Below are 26,053 nucleotides of genomic sequence, written 5' to 3'. Positions count from 1 at the left end.
TCTAAATCTTTTCCGGAGATGTCTAATGAAGAGTGCTGAGTTCTTTAGCCCATACCTCGGCAAAGCAGGGCAAATTCCTACGTGCGAAAGTACTGAATATTCTTATTCACACTCACCATTCAGCACTGAGTATCGTAAATATACGTTAATTCGCCGAAATTCTCCCTATTTTTAACTAAATTTCTAGTCTTTCCCTCTCCAAATCGGAGAGGGATTATTTTACGTAGTCAAACGAGGGAGAGGTCTTTTCAGTCAGCGCTGGAAATAGATATTTTACGTAATACACATTATAGTCTTTTTGTAAAGTGCGTAAGTCCTAAGCATAATATACTTTAGAACAAAAAAATCTAGTATTTTTACTGAAGATGGCTACGTGTTTTAACTGTATCTTCTTTAAAGAAAGGGGAACCGCTAGATTATTAAGATAATATAAAGATATGGATTAATACGTAGAGTTTCGACTAGAACATCCATCAACTCAAAATTCAAGAGAGAAAAAGATATGTCAGATACAGTTGCTAAAGAATTGGCAGATTTTTTGCTGCAAATAGAACAGCGATCGCAGTTTCACGCAGGCTATCCATATAATTTAAGTTGTGACTACAGTGCGATCGGCAAGTTTTTCAATTTTCTGTTGAATAATGCTGGAGATCCTTATGTAGAGCCAGATTTTGGACTGCATTCTCGGAAGTTTGAGCAAGAAGTATTATCTTTTTTTGCTAACCTCTATAAAATTCCAGAAAATAAGTTTTGGGGTTATGTTACTGCTGGCGGAACTGAAGGTAATTTATATGGAATATTCTTAGCAAGGGAAATCTACCCTAATGGGATTCTTTACTCATCACAAGATTCTCATTACTCAATACCCAAAGCAGCCAAATTATTCCGCATCCAACATAATATTGTTAATTCGCAAATTAACGGAGAGATGAATTATGAACATTTTGAACAACTCATTAGCGAAAACCGCAATTGTCCGGCGATCATCAATTTAAATATTGGGACTACTGTCAAAGGTGCGATTGATAACTTAGACAAAGTTCTAGAAATTTTAGAGCGCAATCAGATAAAAGATTACTACATTCATTGCGATGCTGCACTTTCAGGATTAATATTACCTTTTCTAGATGGCGCTCCCCAAGTTAACTTTCAAAAACCCATAGATAGTGTAGCTATTTCTGCTAAATTCATTGGTTCTCCCGTGCCTTGCGGTGTTGTTTTAACTAAGAAAAAATGGGTAGAAAAAGTTGAAACAGCAATTGAATATATTGGTTCAACAGATACAACAATTCTAGGTTCTAGAAACGGTCACACACCTCTGATTCTCTGGTATGCAATCAAAACAAGAGGTTATCATGGATTAGCTAAAGAAGCAAAGACCTGTATTGATAACGCTCAATATCTTTTCCAACAACTTAAAATCAGAGAATACCCATGTATGCTCAATGATTTTTCCAATACCGTAGTGTTTCAAAAACCTTCTCAAAAGTTAATTAAAAAGTGGCAGTTAGCCACTTGTGAAAACTGGGTACACCTGATAGTCATGCAAAATATCAATCAGGACAAAATCGATATTTTTGTTAACGAACTTCTGTTAGAAGAAGGGTTAGTTAATAACGTAGAGAATTTCCAGCTACAAACAGCAGTACACTAATTAATGTAGATGTAGTTAAGCGACTTTATAGGTAGAGTATTCTGAATTCTGAATTTTGAATTCTGATTCATCTCTTCAAAAAGTTTTTTCCGCACAAGTTAGCAGCAAGTAGTATTTCTACTTCTGCACGTTCCATAGGTGGTAAGAAAAAATACCCTTGTCCATAGTCACATTGTAAAGCCTTCAATTGTGCTAATTGCTCTACAGTTTCTATCCCTTCTGCTGTTACAGACATATTCAAATTATGAGCTAATGTTACGATCGCTCGAATAATTTCTAAATTTTCTCCTCGACTACCTATACTGGTAACAAAGGAGCGATCGATCTTAAGAGTTTTGATTGGTAGACGGTGCAAATAACTCAAGGATGAATAACCAGTACCAAAATCATCCATGTGCATCTCGACATTCAGCGCTGTTAACTGAGAAAGTACAGTGATAGCCAATTCAAAATTATCCATCAGCAAGGTTTCAGTAATCTCCAATTTCAAACAGCATGGCTCCAGTCCAGTTTGCTGTAAAATGTGTTTCACCTCTTTAAACACATCTGGTTGCGTGATTTGTTTACCAGAAAAATTCACACTAATTGTCAGAGGTGTTGAGGTAGGAAATTGTTTATGCCATGTGTGCATTTGGTGACAAGCTTCATACAGTACCCATTGCCCGATACTTACAATCATTCCAGTTTCCTCAGCCAGAGGAATAAAATCTTGAGGAGAAATCAGTCCTCGTTCTGGATGATACCAACGTATCAGGGCCTCAAATCCAATAATTTTACCAGTTGTCAGTGAAACAATTGGTTGGTAATCAAGGCGAAATTCTTCTTGCTTGAGTAGCGCATGACGTAAAGCAGTTTCTAACTCCAAAAGCAAAGCTGCACCCTCGTGCATCTTGGGATCAAAAACCTCATAACGTGCCTTACCAAGTGATTTAGCGCAATACATTGCCACATCAGCATCGCGTAGAATCTGCGCTGCTTGCTCATAATCTGCTTTACTTAAAGCAATGCCAATACTAACATTAGTAAACACCCGATGCTCATTTAATTGAAATGGCAAAGCTAGCACCTTTTTAATTCGCTCGGCTACCTGTATGGCAGTACTAATATCCTCAATTTCTTCAATTAAGATTGTGAACTCATCTCCACCAAAACGGGCAACTATATCTCCGCCTCGCAAAACTGACTTTAGTCGATGAGAAATTGCAATCAAAAGTTGATTTCCTAGTAGATGTCCAAGGCTGTCATTAACAACTTTAAAGCGGTCTAGGTCTAAGAAAAGTACAGCAAATAAATAATCATTTTCCTGTTTACTATGTTCTATTGCCTGCTGCACCCGCTCCATAAACAATCGTTGATTAGGTAATCCAGTTAGCCCATCATGAAGACTATTATGCAGTAATTGTTCTTGTGCTTCTTGACGCTTGATAATGTCTTGTTGCAGTTGTTGATTAACTCTAATAAGTTCAATGGTGCGTTCTAGTACCAGCTGCTCAAGCTGATAACGATACTGGACTAATTCTTCCTCTGCTAGCTTTCGCTTCGTGATGTCACGGACGATCACAATATACTCCCGTAGCTGAGAATTAAATGGCTGTGAAATAGTCGATTCAACAATTCGTAAACCTTGGTTGATTTTTAAAGTTTGCTCACTTCTAATAGACCATTCATCCGGTTTACCGCGATAGCATATTAGAATTTGATTCAAATTTTGCCCAAGTAACTGCTGAACACTTGTTTGAAACAATTCTTCAGCAGCAGCATTTGTTTGAGAAATTGTACCGTCTTCATCTAAGACTAAAACTGTATCGGGAACAGTATCGAGAGTAGTAATAAATAGGTTTCTGGCTTGTTTGCGTGCTTCATCAATAGCAATGATTTGTGGTAAAGTTGTCCAGCAAGCGATCGCTACTCCTGTAAAAGAAAGCGTCACTAATAAAATCGCTAGTAAAGAGTTTTGAGGATTGTTAGAAAATCTATCTAAAAAGTCACGAATAATCCAACTGATAGTAGCAGTAGTACAAATTAATGACACTAAGACAATCACTTGTAATACTACAAAATCTGGGTTATTTCTAGTAGACCTAGTATCGTAACGCTGTGTCCACCAGTTCGGGTGTAATGGCGCAAATCTAAGGCGACGTAGCGCTAAATCTCCGCTCATCAGAATAATAGGTAATAATAAGCCCACTAAGAAATCTCTCCAATTCCAAGCTAAACCTCCCACTATTAGCACTACCGCTTCTACCAAGAAAAAACCCAGTGACCACCAAGGCCATAACACGTGGGGTTTACCGCGACACAGCCATAATCCCAGATGTAATCCCATAATTGACATGAGATAACATGTACCTGCCACTGTGACAAGTTGAGATACATTTCCCAAATTTAGACAAAGCAAACTGAGTATAAAGGTAACAAAAATTGCAGGACCAAGGACACCTTGACGAGAAACTAATGCAAATATGGGAGAAAGCTGTCGATCGAAGGCAAGTTGGTATAATATCCGAGGAGAGTTGGAAACTGCCGTAGCAGAACTTAGAAGGCAAGATATAGTAATCAGAAGTGTTACTAAAAAGGGAGCATATTCACCCCAAAAAGGCTTAGAAGCTGCCACCAGATTTAAGAATGTATCGTCACCTATTGTAGGATTTTGAGCCGAACACATTAATACCCAAGAACCACCTAAAAACACTGGAGGAATTAAGCAAGCAGCAACAGTTAAGAACTTTAAAGTTTTATATGGGTGGCGACTATCAGCAACAAAAGAAGAAGTAGTTTCACAAGCATAAATTGAATAGCTAGCTAAAAAAAACCACTTTGCCCATTCTTGAAAGCTCAAATTATGTGTGCTAGTTGAGATCAATTTAAAACTAGTAGATGAGAAGACTAACCATAATACGCCTTGAATACAAAATAATAATAGTAATAAAATCGCTGGGAATACAAAAAACAGATGCAGGAGAGCTAAAGCACGAGTACCACTGAAGGCTAAAATAAAAGGAATGGCTGTAAATAAAACTCTTAATAAAGTTTCTGGACAAGAAATACCTAATGTTTCAAAATTGACTTTAATTAGGTCGGTGAGAATAATCGCATACAATGCTGGTGCTGCTGCCCAGCTAAAAAAGTATCCTAAAGCTGCGTAACGGCCTAATATAGGAAATTTCTTTAATAACCTTGTGGTATAGTTTGGTGTTCCTCCAGCGATATCTGGCCAATGTCTACCTAAACTTTGTACCTGCAAGTTAAGTAAAAAGGAAATAATCGTGCCAAAAAACCAAACTAAGATAGCTTTTGGCCCTAACGCTGCATGAATGATGGGGGCAGTACCAATCCATCCAACATGACCTGTTAACCCAAAGCCCCAGGTTTCGAGATAACTCAGAGTCCGTGGTAGGCGTATTAGCAAATGCTGATTGTTCTCTACCCGCGCAGAATCGTTACTAACCATTAGTTTCTCAGTGAGTTTCTTAGTGAGATTTACTTACCTTTTCACTCAATAGCTGAATCTCACCAATTATAGCTTCCGTATAACTGCTGAACTTTAGAAAAGGATAAATTATTTGTCACTGAATTGTCGATTTTAGATTTTAGAATGACCCCATACCTACAAGAATTTTTTTTCAATAGAGAATTTTAAAATTGGGATTTGAGATTTGTTTCACGTAGCTTTTTCGCACCGAGTAAGTATAAATTCTCTTTCTTCAAAGCTTTATAAAAATCGAAATATTCAGATTTCCGACCTATTTAATAGATATATGGTGAAATTAATTATTATTTGCTGGAAACACTTGTATAAACGCTAGTTTTCACATTTCTACATTCATTTTCACTCATATTTATAATTTCTTGAAGAAGAATTCAGGAACGGAGCGGGAGACGCTCCGCCTCCGGTCAGAATCAAGATGCTACTCGAAAATACTCGCTATCGTTGCGCTATCTGCCAGTCGTACAAAATTTATTCTATTAGCGGATAGCTAAGGTTTAGCGCATTCTGACTTCTGACTACTGAATTATGTTCGATAAGTCGGAAATCGTGTAGATCATCAATGATTAAGTAGGGCTACAGCTTTTGCAACAACTCTTGAGTTAACTGAAAGAACGCTTTTGAACCTGCTGATTGGGGAGCATTTAAAACAGCTGGCATAAAACTATCAACAGCCTTAGCGACATTTACATCAACTGGTATTTGTACTTTGCAAATTTTTTCTACACCAAAATCTTCAACAACGCGGTGCATTACCTGTTTGTAGTATCTACCAGTGAGCAGGTTAGCGCTGGACATACTAAATACGATTCCCAGCATTTTTATATCTATTTTTGTTTCATGTCCATGACTGTCTTTTAATTGGGCAATCCGTCTTTCTAGCAGTTGAATACCCACAACAGATAATGGTTCTGGTTTAGCAGGAAGTATGTAGAAATCACTGGCAGCCAAAGCGCTACGAGTCAATAGATTATAGCCGGGGGCACAATCGAGCAGGATAAAATCATATTCTTGACGTACTGGTTTTAAGATGTTGTTAATCAAAACCCTTTCAAAGCGATTCCAAATCGTTTCAAAGTCTTGTTCACCCAAAGCAGTTGCTTGCTTATGCAGCATTTCTGAAACGACAAATTCATCATATAAATCAATATCCCCTGGTAACAAATCCAGTCCGGGAAGATTACAAACCGGGGATTGAATGATATCCTGAATGGTGAGTTTTGCTTGTGGGTCTGGATTGATAACTTCGTCTATCAGATACCTAAATGTCTTGCTTTGTTTACGGCGCTTGGCAAAATCTAAAGGCGACATCAAACTGAGTGTGGCGCTAATTTGGCTATCTAAATCAAGGACAAGCACCCGCTTGCCATGATTTTTAGCTAAACAGGTAGCTAAGTTGACGGTGAGGGTGGTTTTACCAACACCACCTTTCATATTTGCAGTAGCAATTACATATCCCATTGATTGAGTCCTCTATTGACGCATTCCCATCTAGGTAGCGTATACCTCTATTGAATAATTAAAACTTCCACTCAATTTAATATTTTTCGGCACTCAAAAGAGTGGTTGCAGTAAACTTTCTTTGATTGAAGTAATCAGATTATACCAGTGAGTGCCTTACTGGTGCTTGAGAGGCTGTTTGAAAAGTCTAATTTAATACTAGCTCTGGCGAATATAATTCGCGGCTACACAGACGAAACCCACCTCCGTGGGTTAAAGACATTGATTTTGTGTTAGTCCGTGGAGGCGGACAATGCCAGTGTAGTAGCGAATTATATTCGCCCAAAACTTTTCAAAGATCCTCTAAGGATGCTGTAGGTTTTTTAAACCCTCTAGAGGCGCAGAGTCAACGCAGAGGGACGCAGAGTTTTGCCAAAGAAAATCCGCTACAAATTGATGAAATGCTTTATCTAGTCTAGGTTGACGGTAGCTGAATAGTTGTTGCGAATAAGCTTTGTAAGCGATGTTGTTGAGCGCCAATTTGGTAGAGTAAATCGCCTTTTCCCAAAAGATAAGCTGCTGTTGTTTGTTTTCCTCCCAAGACTATAGTTGAGTCTGCTTCACTAGCGGTACGTAGAGCAACTCTTCCTGGCAGATTGGCGCGGATAATTGGGGTAACAACACTGGCTTCTGGACGTTGAGTAGCAATTATTAGATGAATTCCCGCAGCTCGCGCCATTGCTCCCAAACGTTTAATACTTAGTTCTAATGCTTTGCGAATTTCTTTTTCTGCCATAAAGTCGGCATATTCATCAAAAATGCAGACAATGCGAGGTAAAATCTTACTAGAGCGGAGATTATAAGTAGTTAAATCAGCACATCCAGCCTTTTCAAACTGCTGGTAACGAGATTCCATCTCTGTAACTAATTCTTCCATAAGTGCGATCGCGCGATCGCTATCTTTGACGACTGGCGAATACAACCAAGGCATTTTCTCAAACTCTGGAAAGGTAACTCGCTTGGGATCTACCAGGGCGATTTTGAGATGTTGCGGGGAATGACGATATAGTAAGCTGAGGAGGAGCGATCGCAGAAACTCACTCTTACCGCTACCAGTTGTACCACCAACCAAAAAGTGACAAGTATTCGGATCAGATAAATCAGCCTCTACTAGTTTCCCCTCAATACTTACCCCAATCGCAATTTTGACAGGTATTGTAGGAGGTAAGAATTGGTGTAGAATATACCCTTCAAAGCTAGCAATTTGTCTATCTGGACGGGGCAAATCAATACTGACATACCCAGCTTGTGGAGCAATCAAAGGCGGATTTACTAACCCTAGATGCACTTGCAAATCAGCTGATAATTTCAAAAGAGCGTTAATTTTCACGCCAAGATGGGGTTTAAGTTTCACTCGGATAAAAGCTGGCCCAACAGCAGCGCCGTGGTAGTCTACATTAATACCAAAAGATTGCAAAGTAGTGACCAACTCTTCACCAATAGCATCAGCATTAATAGATTCCCCTTGATTGCTTGTAGTGCCATTATTCGAGGAACTAGGTGGCTGATTTACAACAAGCGAAGGAAAAAAAGTTTGACACTTTTGCTGCTGAGGGCAAATTTTGCACAGATGAGGCTGGGTTGTAGATGGTGGTGGATTGGAATCAGGCGCTTCCCAAGTCAGCCATTGCTGCATCTGCTGTAATTTATAGGGAATCAACTGATGCACTGTATTTTCTAGCTGTTCCCAAGAATATTGATACTCTTTAAACTCTGGCAAAACACAGTAAACTGCTGAGTCAACAGGTACTTTTTTCTTTTGCCAAAGCATATAACTATAAAGAGAAACCTGAGCCAATTGTGCTGATGGGTCTACAGGCTGATAGGTTTTAAACTCAAGTACACACAGACGTTTAAGCTCAAAGTTATAGACTAAGCAATCAAACTCTCCTCCTACTCTTTGTTGTGTGCCATCAGGTAATTGAAAATAATGCTCAAGCTTACGTTCTTCTGCAACAAAAGTATTGCGAATAACTGCTTCGGGACTACAATAACGTCGATTTATTACAAGTAATTCTGCAAAGCGTCGGATTAATCCTTGCAATCCTTGCCAAACTTTGTATAGAGGTTGTGCTGTACTAGCATCTTTTTCAACAGATTTTTCTAGATAAGCAGAAAATTTAATTTCATAAAAAAGCTGTTGGAGATGAGAAGCAACTTCGTTGATATTTAATTGGGATGCAGTTGTTTTAAATATTTCTTGAAATCTTGGCTCAATCACAGCTAAATTTATAAAACTATCAGCTAATTGATGAAAAATATTACCAATTCCAACCTGATTTTCTGCTGGGGTAAATAAAGTATTTCCGCCAAATAGCTGATGTAAATAAAATAACCTTGGACACTCAAAAGCGACTCTAACCTTAGTAGCAGTTAAAGATGAGTTTACAGATTTTTGTGTTGATTGCGGTGAAGCATTAGGTATCATATTAAAAATATTACTTACTGAATTAGGGGTATAAATTTCTAATAAGCGGCGATGAACCGCAGCCAAATACACTGTATCCATTGCTGCATATTGTAGCTGCTTGCCACTAAGAGGACGCTTTCCCCAGTCACTTCTTCCTTCTTCTGTATCTACATTGGAAAAGTGGCAGATTTCTGTTGCTAAAGTTTTGAGTTTTAAGTTGGATGTTTGTAATGTTTTGAGGGTAATCTTTCTTGCTAACTTGAGAGTACAAGTAATATTTTGTGCAGAATTACCACCCAAGTACTTTAAATCAAAGCTTGCATTGTGAAATACTTTTTCAATTTGGGAACTGCTCATGATTTGGTTAACAAATAGTGCAGCCAAATCAGGTTTATCCAACACATCGATAATATAAGCAAACTCTCCTGTAGAATCTGTGGGTTCTGCTAATATCTGAATTAATGATAGTCTTGGATAATAAGTATTACAATCAGCTACTTCTGTATCTAGCCACAGCACTTTAGCCAAAGCGAATTTTGCAATTTGGGTCTGGATTTCAGCAGATTCTTTCAGGTAGTGCATTAGCTAAACGTCTATCAACAGTTATCTATTAGTGACCAAAGAAATTAATTGGTCTTGTAATTTGGCTTTTGGGTCAATAATTTTTACTTTCTTTTCCTGACACAATAAATCAATTAAGTGTTGAGTATCAGTTTCTTTTACAGAAGGAAATTGACTACCAGCCTCCTTAATTAAAGTTGGCACTCCCATAAAGCCTTGGGTTTTGACTAGATTTAATAAAAACTCTTTTACTAGTCTTAAATCTTGTTTACTATTTGCATTCCCATTATTTATTTCAGAGGGTTGTTTAGCAACAATTCCTAAATCTTGCAATAAAGTACATTTGTGCAAAATTTCAGACTCACGAATTAAAGATTGTAGTTTCTGCAAAGTAATAGTTTTACCTGCAACTACTAATTCTTGAGATAGCGCTGAATTAACCAAGCTATGATATGTTGCCAAGTAGTGAACTGAAGACACATTTGGTTTTATATGCTGATGGTTAGTATATGTAAAAATCTGTCTGTATATTTTATTTCCGGCAAGGTTTGGCTCTCCTACACTTGCAAGACGAATTAGTTGCAGTCTGTGACATAGATTTCTAGAAACCACTCTCTGGCAAGCATTCATTACATCATAAAATGGTCTCATTCCTGGATCTTCAGTCCAGACTAATCCTATCGTGTCTCTATTATCAGAATGTTGATAACTTAAGGAATAGCTGGCATAATTTCCACTTAAGAGTTTAGGCTTAATAGTCTGTACTTGCAATGCTTCCAAAGCTTCTTGTAACATCCGAATTAAATCAGGTGCAGCTAATAAGGTTATTTTGGTAATTTTGCACTGAACTTTTTTATATTCCTGCTGCCATAATAATTTTAATTCTGCTTCGATTGTACCTGGTGGTGGAGGTGGTGGTGGTGGCAGAGTCTCACCATCTAACCATTTTGGCTTTGGGGGTTGTTTATCTCTGAATAGCCATTCCTTATATTCTTGGAATAGTTGTTTCCCTAACGTTAGCACTAGACGAGGTGAGGCTTTACGACCGGGGAATGCTTTCTCTAGTATCTCTGTATTCAGAGGGTAAATTGGAGAATTAGGTAGAGAGTAAGCTTGATGGTGCAACTTATAAAGTCTAGAAGCTAATAGAGCTTCGGCTTCATCTAAAGTGATGCGTTTAAGAGGTACTTTTACACTAGCCCTATCCAAATCAGCAGGTTGAATTCGCTTGTAATTTTCATTCCAGGTACTAGTCCTGACGCTGATGATAATCAGGAAGCCTTGCCACTTGCCGTTATAAATCGTAGAGTTCACATTGAATAAAGCTTGTAGGTCAATAGAGCCATCTGACAAACGAGCAATGTTATCTAGTTGATCAAAACACAAAACAATGGGCTGAGTTTTACCAGAGATTTTACTAAAATTACCTAAAATACCTCGTGCCGTATCTTCATTATCAATAGATTTATTAATTTGTAACTTTTGCAGGCTTTCTTCATCTAGACCATCTCCTTTTAACCATTCACAGGCTAAAGAGTTTAAGTCTGGATTAGTTAGGTCATAAAGGACACCAAAAAATTCATTAGCGTTGTAAATTCCTCTAGTACCTATGTTTTTTTTGAGGATGTCAATAAATAATTTGCGATCAGCCTTAGAGGATGTTTTCGTTTTTCCAAATAAACCTTGTATTCTGTCAATAAAACCTCGTTGTTCACTTTGTAAGTCGTGGCCAATAGTAGACAGAAAGCTTTTGAGCCAAAGAATTAATTGGGAATTTGCTTGTCCTGCTGGAGCATTAACCAGGCTATCAACAGTATGACGTAAGATGTGTCTCCAGATATGGTCACTCTGAGGAAACGGCTCAATGTATACGAAGAAAGCTTCATTATTTAGCCTTTGTTTCAGCCGACCCATAAAATGAGTTTTGCCCACTCCAGCATCACCATAGAGAATCAGGGTACGGGTTTGATGGTCTTGATAAATCTGATCCAGAACACTTTTGATTTGAGTTAGTGCCTCTTGATGAATAGAGTCAACAGTAGTAAATTGCTCCTCCTCTTCCCAAAAGTTACCTGCTGCAAAGTTATCGAATGGGTTAAGCGATTGTTTAATAAGTTCGTCAATTGTTGACATACTGACATCTCTACTTTCTTTAAAGTTGGTCTGCTTATAATTTGGGAAAGACCACTAATTTACTGTGATGAAAAATAAGGAACCACCGCTTATTTGAGAAATTCCAGCATCAACTTGTTCAGTAGTATAATCGCGTGGCTCTGCCAATGTACTTAACTCAATTTGATTAGCTTCTTCAAGACGATATAGTACCTGGTCTAATTCATCCCGTGACAATGGCGGTTGTAATTTTTCCCGCAGATGGAAAATGGGCAAATAGTTCTCAGTACCCAATTCTCGGTCTAATTTCTCAATAATTTGTAAAATTTCTTCATCACTGATTTCTTTATCAACGATGTTGACGCTAGGTAGTGGAGTAGAAACTTCGTCTGCTTTCACCCGCAGAGTTTTCCTTAAAAAGCGGAGGTAATTACCCAGCAATTCTAAGCTGATGACGGGGTTAGAACCTTTATTCGGACTGTAATCATCCCGTAAATACTCGATTCCTCGTTCAGTCAGCCAAACTTCAGCTTTTGCCCTTTTAATGCTCTTTTCGGCTTCAATCAAACCCCTTTGGCTCAACCCTTCTAAGATCGCATCTCGTTCAGCAGCTTTTGGTGAGGTGATTTTGCTGGGGGCGATTTTGCCAGAAGCTTTACTGATCTTCTCCAGTACCTTCAGTTCTTTGTCTGCGATGGGCACTTCACCTGGATCTTTCAGTAGGGCTTGACCAGGCGGTAAAATTTTAACTGCGATAATCTCGCGGGTATAGTCTACCAGTTCGCGATCGCCCAATGCTTTACAAATTTTGTTTTTATCAGTTTTAAAAACATCGAAGGCACTAAGACTAAGACCTGCTCGATAATCGGTAAATCCCAATAACTTTAAGAGGAACTTTAACTCATTCGTTTCCATACGGTTAGACTTGCCTGTATATTACTTAGCAGTACTCTAGCTCAAAAAATTACACATATTCTTCATCGTAACTATAATTAGTGCCAATGAGTACGGCACACGGATATGTAGCGATCGCAATTGTCCAAATTTTTGCGTCCTTCTGGATAAAATCTTTGGGACAACCTGAAATCTTCGGGAGTTCTATAACCACGCCTTTTGATCCTTATCTTTGTGCTTGCCAATTTGCCAAAATAGAGCTGTAGGCTAGAATAACCACGCTTTAAGATAGCTTAATTGCCTACACTCACGAGCAAGGGTCGGCTGATTAATAAGTTAAGAGGAAGGGAGTATGGACAACAACAACTGGTTACAACAACTAATGATGGTCGGTCTTGGCACAACGTCTATAGTCGCAGAAAAACTACGGCAAGTCAGCGATGATTTAGTTAAAGATGGTAAGCTCAATCCTGAGCAAGCCAAGGCGGTAATAGATGATATTGCCCAGCAGTTAAAGTCGGAGCAGGGAAACTTCGATATCCAAATGCAGCGGCAAATGCGAAATATGATGCAGGATTTGGGAGTGGCTCGCCAGTCGGAAGTGGACGAACTGCGGGGTAGAATTGACCGTTTAGAGCGTCAATTGCGCGATTTAGAAAATAAGCTTTGGCGTTAAAATGCCCTTTCTGATTTAAACTAATTGTGTCCTGTTGGTAATGTTTTTGCCAGGATACTTAAGTAAGGAGAACTGATTTTGAAACCAATTTTCCTCAGCGTGGCGTTCATGCTGGTGTGTGTTGTGCTTTTATTTGTGGGGCAAGTAGGCAGTAAACAGAGTACTGCCATTGCTGCTGAGTTAACCCAAACTCCGCCAGCATCCACAGCTGTAACTGAAAACAATATCTTAATTGCGAGTAATACTATGTCAGATGCTAATGCTGTAACTACCCCCTCTGGATTAAAGTATGTGGAGTTAAAAGAGGGGACTGGGGCGACTCCTAAACCTGGACAAACGGTTGAAGTTCACTATGTCGGCACTCTAGAAGATGGTACTCAGTTTGATAGTTCACGCGATCGCGGTCAACCCTTCAGCTTTAAAATAGGCGTTGGACAGGTTATCAAAGGTTGGGACGAAGGAGTTAGCACCATTAAAGTCGGCGGTCGTCGTAAGTTAATCATCCCATCTGAGTTAGGCTATGGCGCTCGTGGTGCTGGTGGTGTGATTCCACCCAATGCAACTCTAATTTTTGATGTGGAATTGCTGGGAGTTAAATAGGGACTAGGGACTGGGGATTGGGTACTGGGGACAAGGAGGAATTATTAAAATAAGTTTCTATTCTCTCTGTTCTCAATGCCCAGTGTCCTATCAAATAAATCAAGTATTTCAGAGTATAGAAAATAGCTATTTGGTAAAAATACATCATTAATGAGTAAATCAGGCTCATTCATTGCTCAAATAATTATTTGGTATAGCTAAATTTTTAAATTTTGAAACTTTGTAAACTGTGGATTAAACAAAAGTTTCGCTGTCCCTGTAGGCCCGTTGCGGTGTTTAGCTATAATTACTTCTGCAATGCCGCGATCGGGAGTATCGGGAGAGTAGTATTCATCGCGGTACAGCATGATTACTAAATCCGCATCTTGTTCAATGGAATTGTGAACAATAATATTATTTGCAACAAAATTATGCAAACCTGGAACCGTAAGATCAAAGACTTCTTCCTCGCCGCTATATTCAATTGAAAGTATCTCGTCCCAATAAACATCACTTGTAGCAAGAGTAATCAGTTTAGATGATTGAACAACGTTGCCAACTTTTAAACATCTTTCTCGACTTAAATTTACTTTATAAAGGGTAGAGCCACAATAGGATATTCCAATGGAGGAATGTAATAGCCGTGTGGTCAAGCCAACAGATTGCATTGCAGGTACAACCTGTGTTTTCCAAACATCTTTGGGAATTATATCTCTGTTAGTGTTATGAATACACTTTTCAAGGTGTACAGCAATTTTTTCCAATGAACTTAGCTTATATTCTCCTACTGCTCCAACGTTTTGAATGAATAACTCAAGGTCAGGCTTGCCAGTGATTGTTACATGATATTGGTTTCTACCTTTGCCAACTTGAGGAACTGTCCTTAGTGTTGCATTAATACCAAGCCTTAATAAAAGTGTCTGTACATCAAAAGCTAGTCTCTCGCTACTGCTTGCATAAAATGCAATAGGTCTTGCCTTTTTTCCTGCAATTAAGTTGATACAACCATCTGTACTCCAAAGGTGTCTTAGAAAACACGCTATTAACTCTTGGGGTTGTGAGAACAATTCTTGAGGTACAAATTTTTCATAAGACCTTAAACCAAAAACACCGAGAGAGTCTAGCCATTTGGCTATTGGATTTCTTACACGATGAGTTAGATTCTGTGCTGCGGATAAATAAACTTGATACCACCCACGTTCAGGTGAAATTCTAGGAGCAATTGAATCTCCAAAAACTTCTGTTGCCAAGAAAGCAACATTCTGAGCTAAATCTATCTCTCTGGTAGTGTACTGTATGGCATGACGTGGCAATGTACAACCGTCGCCAATTAAATGCCCTAATAATGCAACTTCCGCATAAGTCATGGTTTGTTTACCAGAACTATGGATATGTCTTGGTAAACATAAATGTTGTTTAGGAGTTAATTCATCAAGTCTTTTCCAGCCATTAATTGTTAAAAACTTGTGATTACCTGTGGCACGGATTTTTCGACCCAATCGAGTTGTTAAAGTAAACAGAGGCTTTACACCGGTGCAAAAAGCATTGCTAACAATTGCTTTTTCTAGCTGCATTGTAGCTTCGTTCAACGCCCAAACTGCAAAACCAGATTTACCTGCTAATTCCTTAATTGGTACTTGCAATCCTGTATCTGCTAATGTCACCAGACTATCGCCTGCTAAACAACCGGATTCTCTCAAATCTGACAACATCGGACGCTTGTTAGTGCGTGCTTCCACCCCTCGACTCAACTGAGATAAAGCAATAACTGGTACAGATAATTCCCGCGCTAAACCTTTGAGTTGACGAGTGATTTTTGATAATTCTTGTACGCGATTATCGCCTGCTCCTTCCATCAATTGCAGGTAATCTATTACAATTAATCCTAATTCAGTTCCAATTTCAGCTTGTAGTCTTCTTGACTGACTACGCATTTGTGTGACTGTAATATTCGGCGTGTCGTCAATATAAATTGGCATCTCCGAAAGGATACCAATAGCACGGCTTAAAGGTTCCCACTGCGTTTGACTCAGGCGACCAGTTCGCAAATAACTACTTTCAATTTGCGCTTCGCTAGCTAATAGACGTTGCGTCAGTTGCTCTTTGGACATTTCCAAGCTGAAAAAAGCAACTGGTAATTTATAAGAAGCGGCAATATTATGAGCTAGGTTTAAGCAAAATGCTGTATTGTGAACACAAATATCATTGGCAACAAAGTTGTGTGTTTCTGGAATTGTTAAGTCATAAACTTGCTTGTTTCCTGCTGACTCAATGGCAACTATTTCATCCCAATAAACATCACTTGTTGCTAACTGTTGAAGTGGTAAATTATCTAAAGCTGTGGCTAGTATCCAAAGTCTTTCCCGCTTTAGGGCACGTTTGCCAACATGCATATTTGTATAGCCTTGAATACCTGCACGTCTAGCTAAATTACTCCAAGTTTCATTACCTTTCGCTACTGCTATTTGTTCCCAAATCTCTACAGGTATCAAGTCCCGATTAGTTTGATATCTTTTTTGAGATATTGCATCTGCGACTTTTGCGATCGCTTCTTCTTTACTAAAAATACCTATTTCTGCAATAAAAGTTTTGATAGATAAGGCATCAGTAATATCTAATTGCCATGCTGTTCTGCGGGTGTTATTATACTTGACAGACTGCTTTCTAAGAGAGGCAATGATGCCAAATCTTAGTAAAAGATGTTGGATTTGCCTTGCTAATTTATTGCTGACTGTTGCATACCCTAACTGTGATTGTCCACTAGTAAGGAGCGTAGCCCATCCATCTGTAGCAAAAAGACGATTAAGGAATAAGGCTATTTGCGATCGCTCTAATTTAAAAACTATGCTTGGGATAGTTTTAGAATGAGCATCTTTACCCCACAAACCTAATTCTTCTAACCAAAGTGTCAGCGAATTATTTCGAGATTTGCTCATGCAGGCAAATCCATGAGATACAAACTCTTCTGACTCTAATTGTAAAATTTTGCATAATGAACCAAAAGTTTCTAAATTTGGTACACACTCCCCTTGCTTCCAAGCACAAAGTAAAGTGGGACTGACTCCAACTAGTTGACTTATTTCTTTTCCTGTCAATAACTGCGATTGAATTGCTAGTTTAAAACTTTCAGCAAAAACTTGTCTTTGAATAGCAATAAATTCTAAATCTCCTCGAATACAAAGTGATGGTGTGCGTTTTCCTTGAGAAGTTTCCCAACGAACTATTAAACCACCAAAATCTGCAACTGCTTGCGAAAAATCTGCTTGCAGTAATGGATTACCATTTGTAAATCGGGGATTGGAGTTGGTTAATCCGCCATCGCCAATTAAATAAGCTAATAACTTAACTTCGCACTCACGAATGGTTTTTGTACCAAATACATCTATTTTTCGGGGAACAGCAATTTTATCACCGACTTTCAGATTTTCTAGTCTTTGCCAGCCTTTAATAGTTAAATAGGGATGCGTGATTGTGGTTTCAATAGTTCGCCCTAAGCGAGTAGTGACACGAAAAACTGGCTTGATACCATCATCTACAAATGCAGATGGTTGAGTAAAGGTAAATTTCCAATCATTGTTTAACGTCAATAATGAGCCATAACGTTGGTTATATAATTCTTCAATTGTGGCAATCTGTCCATCCCCAAGGATAATTTCTGAATCAAAACTTAGGCATTTTCCCATTGATGGGCGACCTGCGATAATAATCAAATCAGAACGCTGAAAGCCGCTGGTCATGGCATCTAAATCGTAAAATCCGCACGGAATTCCAGGTAAAGCGATGCCTTGATTTCTATCTTCAATATCCTGAAAATTATTAATTAGAGTATCAGAAATGTGAACTAAACCCGATTGGGGACGCTCTTGAGTAACGCCGAATACTTTCTGTTCTGCTTGATCTAAAACCTGTGGTAATTCGGTTTCTGTCTCGTAACCAAGATGTACAATTTCATTGCCAGCTTTAATTAACTGTCGCCGCAGGTATTTTTCCATCACCAACCCTGCTAAGGCGTCGATGTTAACGGCTGACACTGTGCGGTCTACCAGAGTTGCTAATTTATTTCTGCCACCAATGCGGGCTAGCATTTCATTGTCGGTTAGCCAACTGGTAACTGAGAGTAAATCTGTGGGTTTACCTTGGGTGTGGAGCCTCACAGCTGCCTGATAAATATCTTTGTGAGCGCTAATGTAAAAAGCTTCGGGAAGAAGGCGATCGCTAACTCGACTAATCGCTTCTGGATCTAGCAAAATACCACCCAAAATCGCTTCTTCCGCTTCTATATTTTGGGGTGGGAGGCGTAGTTTACCGCCGTAGGCATCGCTACCATCGCCTTGAAAACTCCGTTCTTCAGCCATAAACGATTTTAGTTTTGATATTTTGCTAGAGACGCGATTAATCGCGTCTGTACAGGAGTTAGGAGTTATTATCCACTTTTACTTCCCTTGCTCCCTCATCGCTCTCCTAAGTTAGCTAGCCACGACTTGAATATTGACTTGCGCCGCTACTTCAGAATGCAGCTTAATTTCAGCTTGATAAGTACCAAGGTGATTAATATCAGGGATAGTAATACCACGCCGATCAATTTCTTGACCGGTGGCTGCCTTAATTGCATCTACAACATCTTGGGTGGTGATAGTACCGAAAATTGCTTCGTTTTCACCAACTGGCTTGGCAATTGTCAAGCTGCCAACTTTTTCTAAAGATTCTTTTTGCTCAAGAGCTTGTTGTCTGAGTTCTAATTGCCGTTGACGCTCTTGTTCGCGACGGCGTTCTACTTGCTTGAGAATACCAGGAGTGGCATTGGTTGCCAATTTCTGAGGAATCAGATAGTTCCGAGCGTAGCCAGGAGCTACTTCTACTAAGTCGCCAGATTTGCCCAGCTTGCTGATATCCTGATTTAAAACTAACTGCACACGTTTCGCCATCGTTTTTCGTTTTTCCTGTAAAATCTGATTAATTTGGGTTTGGGCAGCATAGCTCACAATCTCAGTGCTGTATTCCAAGCTTTTTGGCCTAATACCCTAAAGCTTACAGATCGTAGCGAAAGAAAGGGTGCGATCGCAACTATTCGCCCTAGAAAGTTGGAGGATTAGGGACTGAGGTTAATCAGTGCTGAGTGCTGAGTAAGGGATGAGGGAGATGAGGGAGTGAGGGAGATGAGGGGACAAGGAGGTAAACAAAACTCTTAACTCCTAATTCTTAACTCTTAACTCCTAACTCTTAACTCCTAACTCTTAACTCCTAACTCTTAACTCCTAACTCTTAACTCCTAACGCCCAATGACTAAAAGTTATTTTTCATTTCCCGTATACGTGCAAAGGTTTCCACTCCGTCGCCACTCTTAACGGTTGATTGTAATGATGGCTGATCCCAACGTAAAAAGGGATTGGTTCGCTTCTCGACTCCTAATAGCGAGGGTATGGTGGCTTCTCCTCGACTACGGTAAGCCTTGACTTCATTGAAGCGTCTTTGTAAGTCGGCGTTGTCGCTATCCACAGTTAGGGCAAATTGCAGATTTTTTAAGGTGTATTCGTGGGCACACCAGATGTGTGTATCATCGGGTAGAGAACGCAGTTTGCTTAAAGAGTCCACCATTTGGGTCGGTGTTCCTTCAAACAAGCGACCACAACCACCAGAAAATAAGGTATCGCCGCAAAATAAATCACCTGTCTCACCAGCTTTTTCAGGGGGAAAGTAGTAAGCGATATGAGCGCGGGTATGTCCGGGGACGAAGATAACTTCAGCTATGCGGTCTGCAAACTGGACGCGATCGCTTTGTTGCAAAAACACCTGCTGTCCAGGAATTCTCCCACGATCTTCGGCTCCTCCGTAAACTATCAGTTGGGGAAATTCTTCTATTAATTGCTTATTACCACCCACATGATCGTTATGGTGATGAGTGTTAAAAATTGCTACCAACTCAGCTTTTAATTCTGCCAGTTTCTTTAATACTGGTTGAGATTCTGCTGGATCGACAACAGCAGCAATATTTTGTTTGCGATCGTGTAGCAAGAATATGTAGTTGTCTGAGAGTGCTTCCAGACGGATTACCTGCATTACCTCTGCCTCCCTTACAACATAAATGTTTGGTATTGAGTAGCAATCCTACATTCCAGTGAATAGTAATGCTACCTGCACAAGCTATATCAAGTATTTATACTTTGTTCATTATAGCTATATGCAATATTAACTATGATCATTATACAGCATAAAATTCTATCTACACAGTAATTATACTTAAAAAAGTGAAATTCAGATAAACTTACTCAGTGAAATTCCTCTGGGAATAGTCTCAAATACAAAGTTATATTTATTTCATTATTTTATTATTTTTTTAATAAAAAATAAATTGTTTAGTTCCTAATTTTGCTCATCTCTACTCTATCAGATTTAGTTAGAACTAAAACTAGAGTAAGATTTTTTGAGAATAAATACATTTTTAGTTTCCAAAGTAAACAATAATTGTTAATTTAATTTATGTCGACAGAAACTAGAGGATTTATTACAATTCTAACTGGTCTTTATTCTTTTCAAGACTGCATTCATTTTTTAGCAGCGATTAGGAAGTTTCATCAAGAGCCGATAATTATTTTAGTTGACCAAGTTCCGGTAGTTCTCTATCCGTTATTAAAGGCTTTCAAAAATGTAATTTTAAAGCCTGCCCCTACAAATGAAAATACTGTTTTAGCATCAAGGCAAGCCAAACTGGCTTTATATGCAGCCTCGGAGTTTGATAAAACGATTTACCTCGATTCAGATATTTGCTTACTTTCTGATATCAACGACGTATTTGAGTATTTAAATGAATATGATTTTCTGTTAACTGAAGATGTACAACCTTCTATTCTAAAAGCTACAAATTTACTACGTGGAAAGCAAGAAGACCTCTTACCAAATGTTTTGCCAATTTTACAATCTGTAGGCTTACCATTGCATGCAGATAGTGTCCAGTATAATGGCGGTTTTATGGCTTTTCGCAAAACAGAAGTAACCAAAATATTCTTTGAAGAATTTCAACGTTATTTTGAGATTGTCAAAAATAATCAAGATAAATTACTTCTAAAAGATCAAGGAGCCTTTGCATCTGCGATCGCATCTGTACAACCTCATAAAAAAGTCTTACCACCTACCTATAATTATCTCAGTAAGTGGCAGGATGATTATAATATTCAGGATCAAATTAAGGTTCTTCACTGTACCTATCCTTATCGACCTCAGTATGCTAAAAATATTACTCGTTCCTTATATACAAGGGTTTTTGACAGATTCGCTCAAGTATTTTTACCAAATCAAGTTACAAATCCTTGGCGCACTAAATAAAAATAAGTCTAAAAAACGTGAAAAATTTTTCCAAGATATCGCTGTTAGTTTCAGATTTATCAAGTGCAGCTATTTTGCGTGCATACTTGATAGCAACAGCCCTCAGAACTTTAGAATATGAAGTTGAAATTATGGGGTTTTTATTTGGAAATAACTTGTATCGAAATTTACCATCAGAATTAAAAGTTTATAATTTACCAGGCAAAAATTTCCCAGAGTTTTTTGGAGAGATTAGTAAATTTTTACCAAAGATTAATGGAGATATAGTTTATGCTATCAAACCACAAATAGCGAGTTTTGGAGTAGCTCTAATAAACAAAATATTTAGCAGAAAACCGTTAATTTTAGACATAGATGATTGGGAACTCAGTTGGTACGGTGGCGATGACTGGCATTATAGTCCCACACCTAAAAAATTAGCCAGGGAATTATTGAAACCAGACGGCGCACTCAGGAATCCTTATCATCCTTTGTATGTGAAATGGATGGAAGGATTAGTAAGTCATGCTGATGCTGTGACGGTGCATACTGAATTTTTGCAGCAGCGTTTTGGCGGTACATTTGTTCCTAATGGTAAAGATATTTCTTTATTCGATCCCACTCGATATGATGCTGAGTCCAGCAGAAATCGTTATGGTTTATCTGAATATCGTATTTTAATGTTTCCTGGTGCGCCAAGACCATACAAAGGTCTAGAAGATATTCTCATGGCACTGGATAAAATTAATCAACCAGACTTAAGACTAGTGATTGTAGGTGGTAGTCCCTATGATGATTACGATCGACAACTCCAACAAAAGTGGGGACGCTGGATTATTAAATTACCAAAGTATCCAGCTGATGTTATGCCTGATTTAGTAGCAGCGGCTCATATTGTGGTTGTTCCCCAGCGAAACACCCCAGAAACTCGCGCTCAATTTCCCCTGAAGTTGACAGATGGAATGGCAATGGCTAAACCTGTATTATCAACGCGTGTTGGAGATATTCCCAAAATTTTAGGTGATACTGGTTATTTAGTCGAACCTGCCTCTCCTGAACAACTTGCTGAACAAATTCAATTAATTTTTCAGAATTTAGAGTCAGCAAACCAGCAAGGTATCAAGGCAAGAGAAAGGTGTGTGGAACACTATAGCATAGAAGCGATGGCTTCCACCCTCAAGTTAGTAATTTCTCGGTTGTAAATCTTGATTGGGGATTAGGGATTAGAGATTGGGAACCCAATCAAATATCTTAATCATATTTTTTTCCCAGTCCCCAGTACCCAGTCCCGTATTTATTTGATGATTAGCTTTATTTAGCAAGTAATTTTGTGAATAATATTAATAAGTAAAAGTGTCATAAAAATATCCAATGTCTACCAGAAAACTACTACTAAGATTCGCTAAACCATATCCAGGGTTGATTTTGCTAACAATATTGTTAGGATTTTCTGGAGCTTTATTTAATGGGATCAGCACAGCTTTAATTGTGCCAGTGGTTTTAAAAATTGTGGGACAAAAAATAGATTTAAGTACGGCTCCCCCCATCTTAAAAAAGATTATGTCTCCCTTTGATAATACTCCAGAGCCTTACCAAGTAGGAGTAATGGCTGGAGCGATTATTTTCACAATTCTTTTAAAGAACTTAGCTAATTATGCCAGTTCCTTAGCATCAAGCTCTTTAAGTCGAAAGTTGACATCAGATATGCGCGAAAACGGCTTAAGGCTATTATTAGATGTTGATATAGATTATTATGCCAAGACAAAGGTTGGTGATTTAATCAATCGTCTTGGTGGAGAAGTTGGCAGGGCTGCTAGTGCTATAAGTAGTACGGTCAAGATAGTTATTGTAGGAATCACAATTTTAGTTTTTGTCGGATTATTGCTGTCAATATCTTGGCAGTTGACAATTATTGCAACGCTTTTGCTATCGTTAGTGACGTTAGTAAATCAGTATGCGATTTCTCGGTCTAAAAATTTTGGGAAGCAGCTGAGTGAGATGTCTAGAGCATACTCAATCTCTATACTAGAAACCCTGAATGGAATTCGACTAGTAAAAGCAACGGGAAATGAAGAAAAAGAATATCAACGGATTAAAAAATTAATTCGCGATCGCGAATCAGCAGATTTCAAATCTCAGGTTAATTCGGAAGCGATTACACCCCTGAGTGAGGTGATGGGCATTACAGCTATACTGCTGATTGTAATTTTGAGTAAAACCTTCTTTGCTAATCAAGTTTCTTCTCTTTCTACTGTACTTCTGACATATTTATTAGTGCTGCTGCGAGTACTGCCACTGATTTCTCAGTTAAATACTATTCGCAGCAACTTTGCCAGTACTGCCGCCAGCGTGGATGCTGCCAATGAGTTTTTAAGCCTGCACGATAAGCCGTTCATGGGCAAAGGGAAGCTTCCCTATACAAAATTAAAAGAAGGGGTGTCTTTTAATTCTCTTTGCTTTGCCTACCCTGGTCATGAGAAGTTGGTACTCAAAGATGTGAATTTATATTTACCGCACGGTACGACCTTAGCATTGGTAGGTGGTTCTGGTGCTGGTAAATCGACTTTAGCCGACCTTTTGCCCAGATTCTACGATCCGATCGCTGGCAGTATTAGCATTGACGGCATCGATTTGCGGGAGTTCGATCTTGTATCCATGCGAAAGCGGATGGGAATTGTCAGTCAAGATACCTTTCTTTTTAATGACTCGGTGCGAAATAACATCGCTTATGGACGAGCAGAGGCTACTGATGATGAAATTCTGACAGCAGCCAAGCGGGCCAATGCTTATGAGTTTATTAGCAAATTGCCTCAGGAATTTGAAACCTTAATTGGCGATCGCGGCGTCATGTTATCTGGTGGACAAAGGCAAAGATTAGCGATCGCCCGTGCCCTCCTGCAAAATCCCGAAATTCTGATTTTAGATGAAGCCACCAGCGCTTTAGATACGGTTTCCGAACGCTTAGTACAGGCTGCACTCGATGATCTAAGTCGCGATCGCACCACCCTAGTAATTGCTCACCGCCTTTCCACAGTCCAAAAAGCTCATCAAATAGCTGTATTAGATCAAGGACAGGTAGTAGAGATCGGAACCCATGAAGAACTTTTACAAAAGGGTGGCTACTACTCACGTTTGTACTCAATGCAATTTGCAGAACGTCCTGAAACTGCTGCCAAACACAATCAAAGCTTGCTCCGGATCTCTCACGAAATTCGGACGCAGATGAACTCGATGATTGGGTTCCTACGTTTATTACTTGATGATTTAGTAGACGATTCTCAAGAACGGCATGAATTAATTGAAGACTCTTATAAATCAGCCTTGAGAATTCTCAACACCATTGATGTTTTTGAGGATGTCATTAACTTGCAAATTCGGGGGCAAATGCTCTCAATTTCTGACCATAATCAAAATGTTATCAGTAACCATTATCAAGTTTTTAATCAAATCTCTGTTGAGTTTCGGACTTATCTTAACCTCATCCTTAGCTCTCTCCGCTCTCTAGCTGATAATTTGACATACACCACAGAAGAACAAAATGGATTAATTACTGAAAGTTATGAATCTGCTATATATCTGCTCGATAGTTTAGGAAAGTTTGAGGATAGTATTAATGTTTAAAATTCTGAAAAATCCTAATTTAAAAAAACACTATATTTTTTTCATCAGTGAAGAGTTGCCGCAGCCAGAGGCTCATCTAGTACAGTCTACAAATGCAGCTAATGCCGCCGCCAACTTGGGATACTCAACAGTTTTGGTGTACCCAGATAAAGGATCAAAAGCAATTAACCTAGTTAATCTAGCTCGTCCTTTTCAACCGAGACAAACACCCATAGAACTTATTAAGTATTACAATCTCCATGATAAATTAAAAGTTGCTCCCTTACCGATGCCTTGGCCTATTGACCATTTTCGGAGCAAATTTACTGACTCTAACACCATTGCCAGTAAGTATTATTTACCGTTTCACATACTTCCAACTACTAAACTTGTCCATAGTCGCAACTGGAACTTTGTCAAAGCTGCCATCAAAAATGGCGTTCCCGCAATTTATGAACATCACCACCACGAAGACAAGCCATTTGAGCCAGAAATTGTTACAAATCCGCTGTTACAAATTGCTGTCACCGTTGTAGACACCATCCGCGAAAGTATGATTAAAAATGGGATGCCACCAGAAAAAGTGATTAAGCTACACAATGGTTTTAATCGCTTATTTATGGAGAGACAACCGGAAAAAGCGGCAGAATGGCGTCAAAAACTCTTGCAAAACGACAGCCAAAAGTTGGTAGTTTATGCGGGAGCGCTACAGCAATTTAAAGGAATTGATGTACTAATTGATGTAGCTAAAGAAATGCCTAATGTGCAATTTGCCTGTGCAGGTGGTAAGCCAACAGAAGTCGAATATTATCAGCAATTGGCAAAAGAAAAGCAGGTTAATAATATTAAATTTTTGGGATATATTTTGCATAATGAGTTAGCATCTTTGCTACAAGCAGCCGATGTTTTAGCTCACCCCCATTGTTCGGGAAAAGCGGCAAGTTTTACATCTCCTTTAAAGCTGTTTGACTACTTCGCTTCTGGAACTCCTATTGTATCGACGGAGATTCCATCATTAGTTGAGTTTCAAGATACCCAAGCGATCGCTGCTTGGTGTGAACCAGATAACCCCAGCAAATTTACCGAAAGTCTGAAGCGGGTTTTAGAAACTCATCCCAGAAAAATAGAGGGTTATCCAGATAGTATCGAGTTTGTCAAACAGTTTTCTTGGGAAAATCGAGCGGCAAAAATTCTTAGTTATGTTGATAAATCTCTACTTCCCCATTTATCGCATAAGGAAGAATGAAGGAGGTTAAGTAAAATAGCTAATGACTAATAACT

Annotated in this window: 16 protein-coding genes; 7 read left to right on the top strand and 9 right to left on the bottom strand. The window is 38.8% G+C overall.

The genetic code is table 11. The annotated features are described in order from the left end of the window. Window positions 1-502 precede the first annotated feature (502 nt). Window positions 503-1,654 carry a histidine decarboxylase gene (locus tag V7L07_RS29110; protein ID WP_335062658.1) on the top strand — a complete coding sequence of 384 codons (1,152 nt, stop codon included), beginning with the start codon at window positions 503-505 and terminating at the stop codon, window positions 1,652-1,654. Window positions 1,655-1,721: 67 nt separating this feature from the next. On the opposite strand, the gene V7L07_RS29105 is transcribed toward V7L07_RS29110, so the two are convergent. The 6 genes from V7L07_RS29105 to V7L07_RS29080 all read right to left on the bottom strand — a co-directional run bounded on the left by V7L07_RS29105 (window position 1,722) and on the right by V7L07_RS29080 (window position 12,832). Further along, window positions 1,722-5,105 carry an amino acid permease gene (locus V7L07_RS29105; protein WP_335062656.1) on the bottom strand — a complete coding sequence of 1,128 codons (3,384 nt, stop codon included), beginning with the start codon at window positions 5,103-5,105 and terminating at the stop codon, window positions 1,722-1,724. 612 nt (window positions 5,106-5,717) lie between these two features. Then, window positions 5,718-6,602 carry a ParA family protein gene (locus tag V7L07_RS29100; protein WP_179066817.1) on the bottom strand — a complete coding sequence of 295 codons (885 nt, stop codon included), beginning with the start codon at window positions 6,600-6,602 and terminating at the stop codon, window positions 5,718-5,720. 454 nt (window positions 6,603-7,056) lie between these two features. Then, window positions 7,057-9,633: a DNA translocase FtsK gene (locus V7L07_RS29095; protein WP_335062655.1), complete on the bottom strand. Its 2,577-nt coding sequence runs from the start codon at window positions 9,631-9,633 to the stop codon at window positions 7,057-7,059. Window positions 9,634-9,654: 21 nt separating this feature from the next. Continuing rightward, entirely contained in the window at window positions 9,655-11,745 is a 2,091-nt protein-coding gene (locus tag V7L07_RS29090; RefSeq protein ID WP_335062653.1) for an AAA family ATPase, read from the bottom strand. A 54-nt stretch (window positions 11,746-11,799) separates the two neighbouring features. Beyond that, window positions 11,800-12,639: a transcription factor RcaD gene (locus tag V7L07_RS29085; protein ID WP_335062651.1), complete on the bottom strand. Its 840-nt coding sequence runs from the start codon at window positions 12,637-12,639 to the stop codon at window positions 11,800-11,802. 49 nt (window positions 12,640-12,688) lie between these two features. After that, window positions 12,689-12,832, bottom strand: a complete 144-nt coding sequence (locus tag V7L07_RS29080) for a hypothetical protein (RefSeq protein WP_335062649.1) — start codon at window positions 12,830-12,832, stop codon at window positions 12,689-12,691. Window positions 12,833-12,970: 138 nt separating this feature from the next. Here V7L07_RS29080 and V7L07_RS29075 point away from each other — a divergent pair, with 138 nt between their 5' ends. Together V7L07_RS29075 and V7L07_RS29070 are read left to right on the top strand one after the other, a co-directional pair. After that, window positions 12,971-13,294 carry a phasin family protein gene (locus V7L07_RS29075; RefSeq protein WP_179066815.1) on the top strand — a complete coding sequence of 108 codons (324 nt, stop codon included), beginning with the start codon at window positions 12,971-12,973 and terminating at the stop codon, window positions 13,292-13,294. Between the two features lie 78 nt (window positions 13,295-13,372). Continuing rightward, on the top strand, window positions 13,373-13,894 hold the full coding sequence (locus tag V7L07_RS29070) for an FKBP-type peptidyl-prolyl cis-trans isomerase (RefSeq protein ID WP_335062648.1): 522 nt from the start codon (window positions 13,373-13,375) through the stop codon (window positions 13,892-13,894). Between the two features lie 197 nt (window positions 13,895-14,091). Here V7L07_RS29070 and V7L07_RS29065 read toward each other — a convergent pair whose 3' ends face one another. From V7L07_RS29065 to gloB, 3 genes are all read right to left on the bottom strand, one after another. Further along, window positions 14,092-18,228: a replicative DNA helicase gene (locus tag V7L07_RS29065; RefSeq protein ID WP_335062646.1), complete on the bottom strand. Its 4,137-nt coding sequence runs from the start codon at window positions 18,226-18,228 to the stop codon at window positions 14,092-14,094. Between the two features lie 111 nt (window positions 18,229-18,339). Next, on the bottom strand, window positions 18,340-18,798 hold the full coding sequence (gene rplI / locus V7L07_RS29060) for a 50S ribosomal protein L9 (protein WP_196529173.1): 459 nt from the start codon (window positions 18,796-18,798) through the stop codon (window positions 18,340-18,342). Window positions 18,799-19,156: 358 nt separating this feature from the next. Next, window positions 19,157-19,930, bottom strand: a complete 774-nt coding sequence (gloB, locus tag V7L07_RS29055) for a hydroxyacylglutathione hydrolase (RefSeq protein ID WP_335062645.1) — start codon at window positions 19,928-19,930, stop codon at window positions 19,157-19,159. Between the two features lie 420 nt (window positions 19,931-20,350). Here gloB and V7L07_RS29050 point away from each other — a divergent pair, with 420 nt between their 5' ends. The 4 genes from V7L07_RS29050 to V7L07_RS29035 all read left to right on the top strand — a co-directional run bounded on the left by V7L07_RS29050 (window position 20,351) and on the right by V7L07_RS29035 (window position 26,018). After that, window positions 20,351-21,193: a putative nucleotide-diphospho-sugar transferase gene (locus tag V7L07_RS29050; protein WP_335062644.1), complete on the top strand. Its 843-nt coding sequence runs from the start codon at window positions 20,351-20,353 to the stop codon at window positions 21,191-21,193. Between the two features lie 17 nt (window positions 21,194-21,210). Further along, window positions 21,211-22,374: a glycosyltransferase family 4 protein gene (locus tag V7L07_RS29045; RefSeq protein ID WP_335062642.1), complete on the top strand. Its 1,164-nt coding sequence runs from the start codon at window positions 21,211-21,213 to the stop codon at window positions 22,372-22,374. A 169-nt stretch (window positions 22,375-22,543) separates the two neighbouring features. Further along, window positions 22,544-24,793 (top strand): ABC transporter ATP-binding protein, encoded by a 2,250-nt coding sequence (locus tag V7L07_RS29040; RefSeq protein WP_335062640.1) that lies wholly within the window; start codon window positions 22,544-22,546, stop codon window positions 24,791-24,793. Beyond that, on the top strand, window positions 24,786-26,018 hold the full coding sequence (locus tag V7L07_RS29035; protein WP_335062639.1) for a glycosyltransferase: 1,233 nt from the start codon (window positions 24,786-24,788) through the stop codon (window positions 26,016-26,018). Before V7L07_RS29040 ends, V7L07_RS29035 begins: the two co-directional genes overlap by 8 nt. The last annotated feature ends 35 nt before the right edge of the window (window positions 26,019-26,053 follow it).

Origin of the sequence: Nostoc sp., from assembly GCF_036916985.1 — a bacterium.
In the GTDB taxonomy this organism is placed as follows: Bacteria; Cyanobacteriota; Cyanobacteriia; order Cyanobacteriales; family Nostocaceae; genus Nostoc.
Note: the sequence above shows the minus strand (reverse complement) of the source record. Positions and strands in the feature narration are given on the sequence as shown.

Excerpts from the sequence above, each read along its gene's own strand:
- gloB (WP_335062645.1), bottom strand. The coding sequence starts at position 19,930 with ATGCAGGTAATCCGTCTGGAAGCACTCTCAGACAACTACATATTCTTG.
- rplI (WP_196529173.1), bottom strand. The coding sequence starts at position 18,798 with ATGGCGAAACGTGTGCAGTTAGTTTTAAATCAGGATATCAGCAAGCTG.
- V7L07_RS29085 (WP_335062651.1), bottom strand. The coding sequence starts at position 12,639 with ATGGAAACGAATGAGTTAAAGTTCCTCTTAAAGTTATTGGGATTTACC.
- V7L07_RS29075 (WP_179066815.1), top strand. The coding sequence starts at position 12,971 with ATGGACAACAACAACTGGTTACAACAACTAATGATGGTCGGTCTTGGC.
- V7L07_RS29065 (WP_335062646.1), bottom strand. The coding sequence starts at position 18,228 with ATGGCTGAAGAACGGAGTTTTCAAGGCGATGGTAGCGATGCCTACGGC.
- V7L07_RS29035 (WP_335062639.1), top strand. The coding sequence starts at position 24,786 with ATGTTTAAAATTCTGAAAAATCCTAATTTAAAAAAACACTATATTTTT.
- V7L07_RS29050 (WP_335062644.1), top strand. The coding sequence starts at position 20,351 with ATGTCGACAGAAACTAGAGGATTTATTACAATTCTAACTGGTCTTTAT.
- V7L07_RS29110 (WP_335062658.1), top strand. The coding sequence starts at position 503 with ATGTCAGATACAGTTGCTAAAGAATTGGCAGATTTTTTGCTGCAAATA.
- V7L07_RS29100 (WP_179066817.1), bottom strand. The coding sequence starts at position 6,602 with ATGGGATATGTAATTGCTACTGCAAATATGAAAGGTGGTGTTGGTAAA.
- V7L07_RS29090 (WP_335062653.1), bottom strand. The coding sequence starts at position 11,745 with ATGTCAACAATTGACGAACTTATTAAACAATCGCTTAACCCATTCGAT.
- V7L07_RS29040 (WP_335062640.1), top strand. The coding sequence starts at position 22,544 with ATGTCTACCAGAAAACTACTACTAAGATTCGCTAAACCATATCCAGGG.
- V7L07_RS29105 (WP_335062656.1), bottom strand. The coding sequence starts at position 5,105 with ATGGTTAGTAACGATTCTGCGCGGGTAGAGAACAATCAGCATTTGCTA.
- V7L07_RS29095 (WP_335062655.1), bottom strand. The coding sequence starts at position 9,633 with ATGCACTACCTGAAAGAATCTGCTGAAATCCAGACCCAAATTGCAAAA.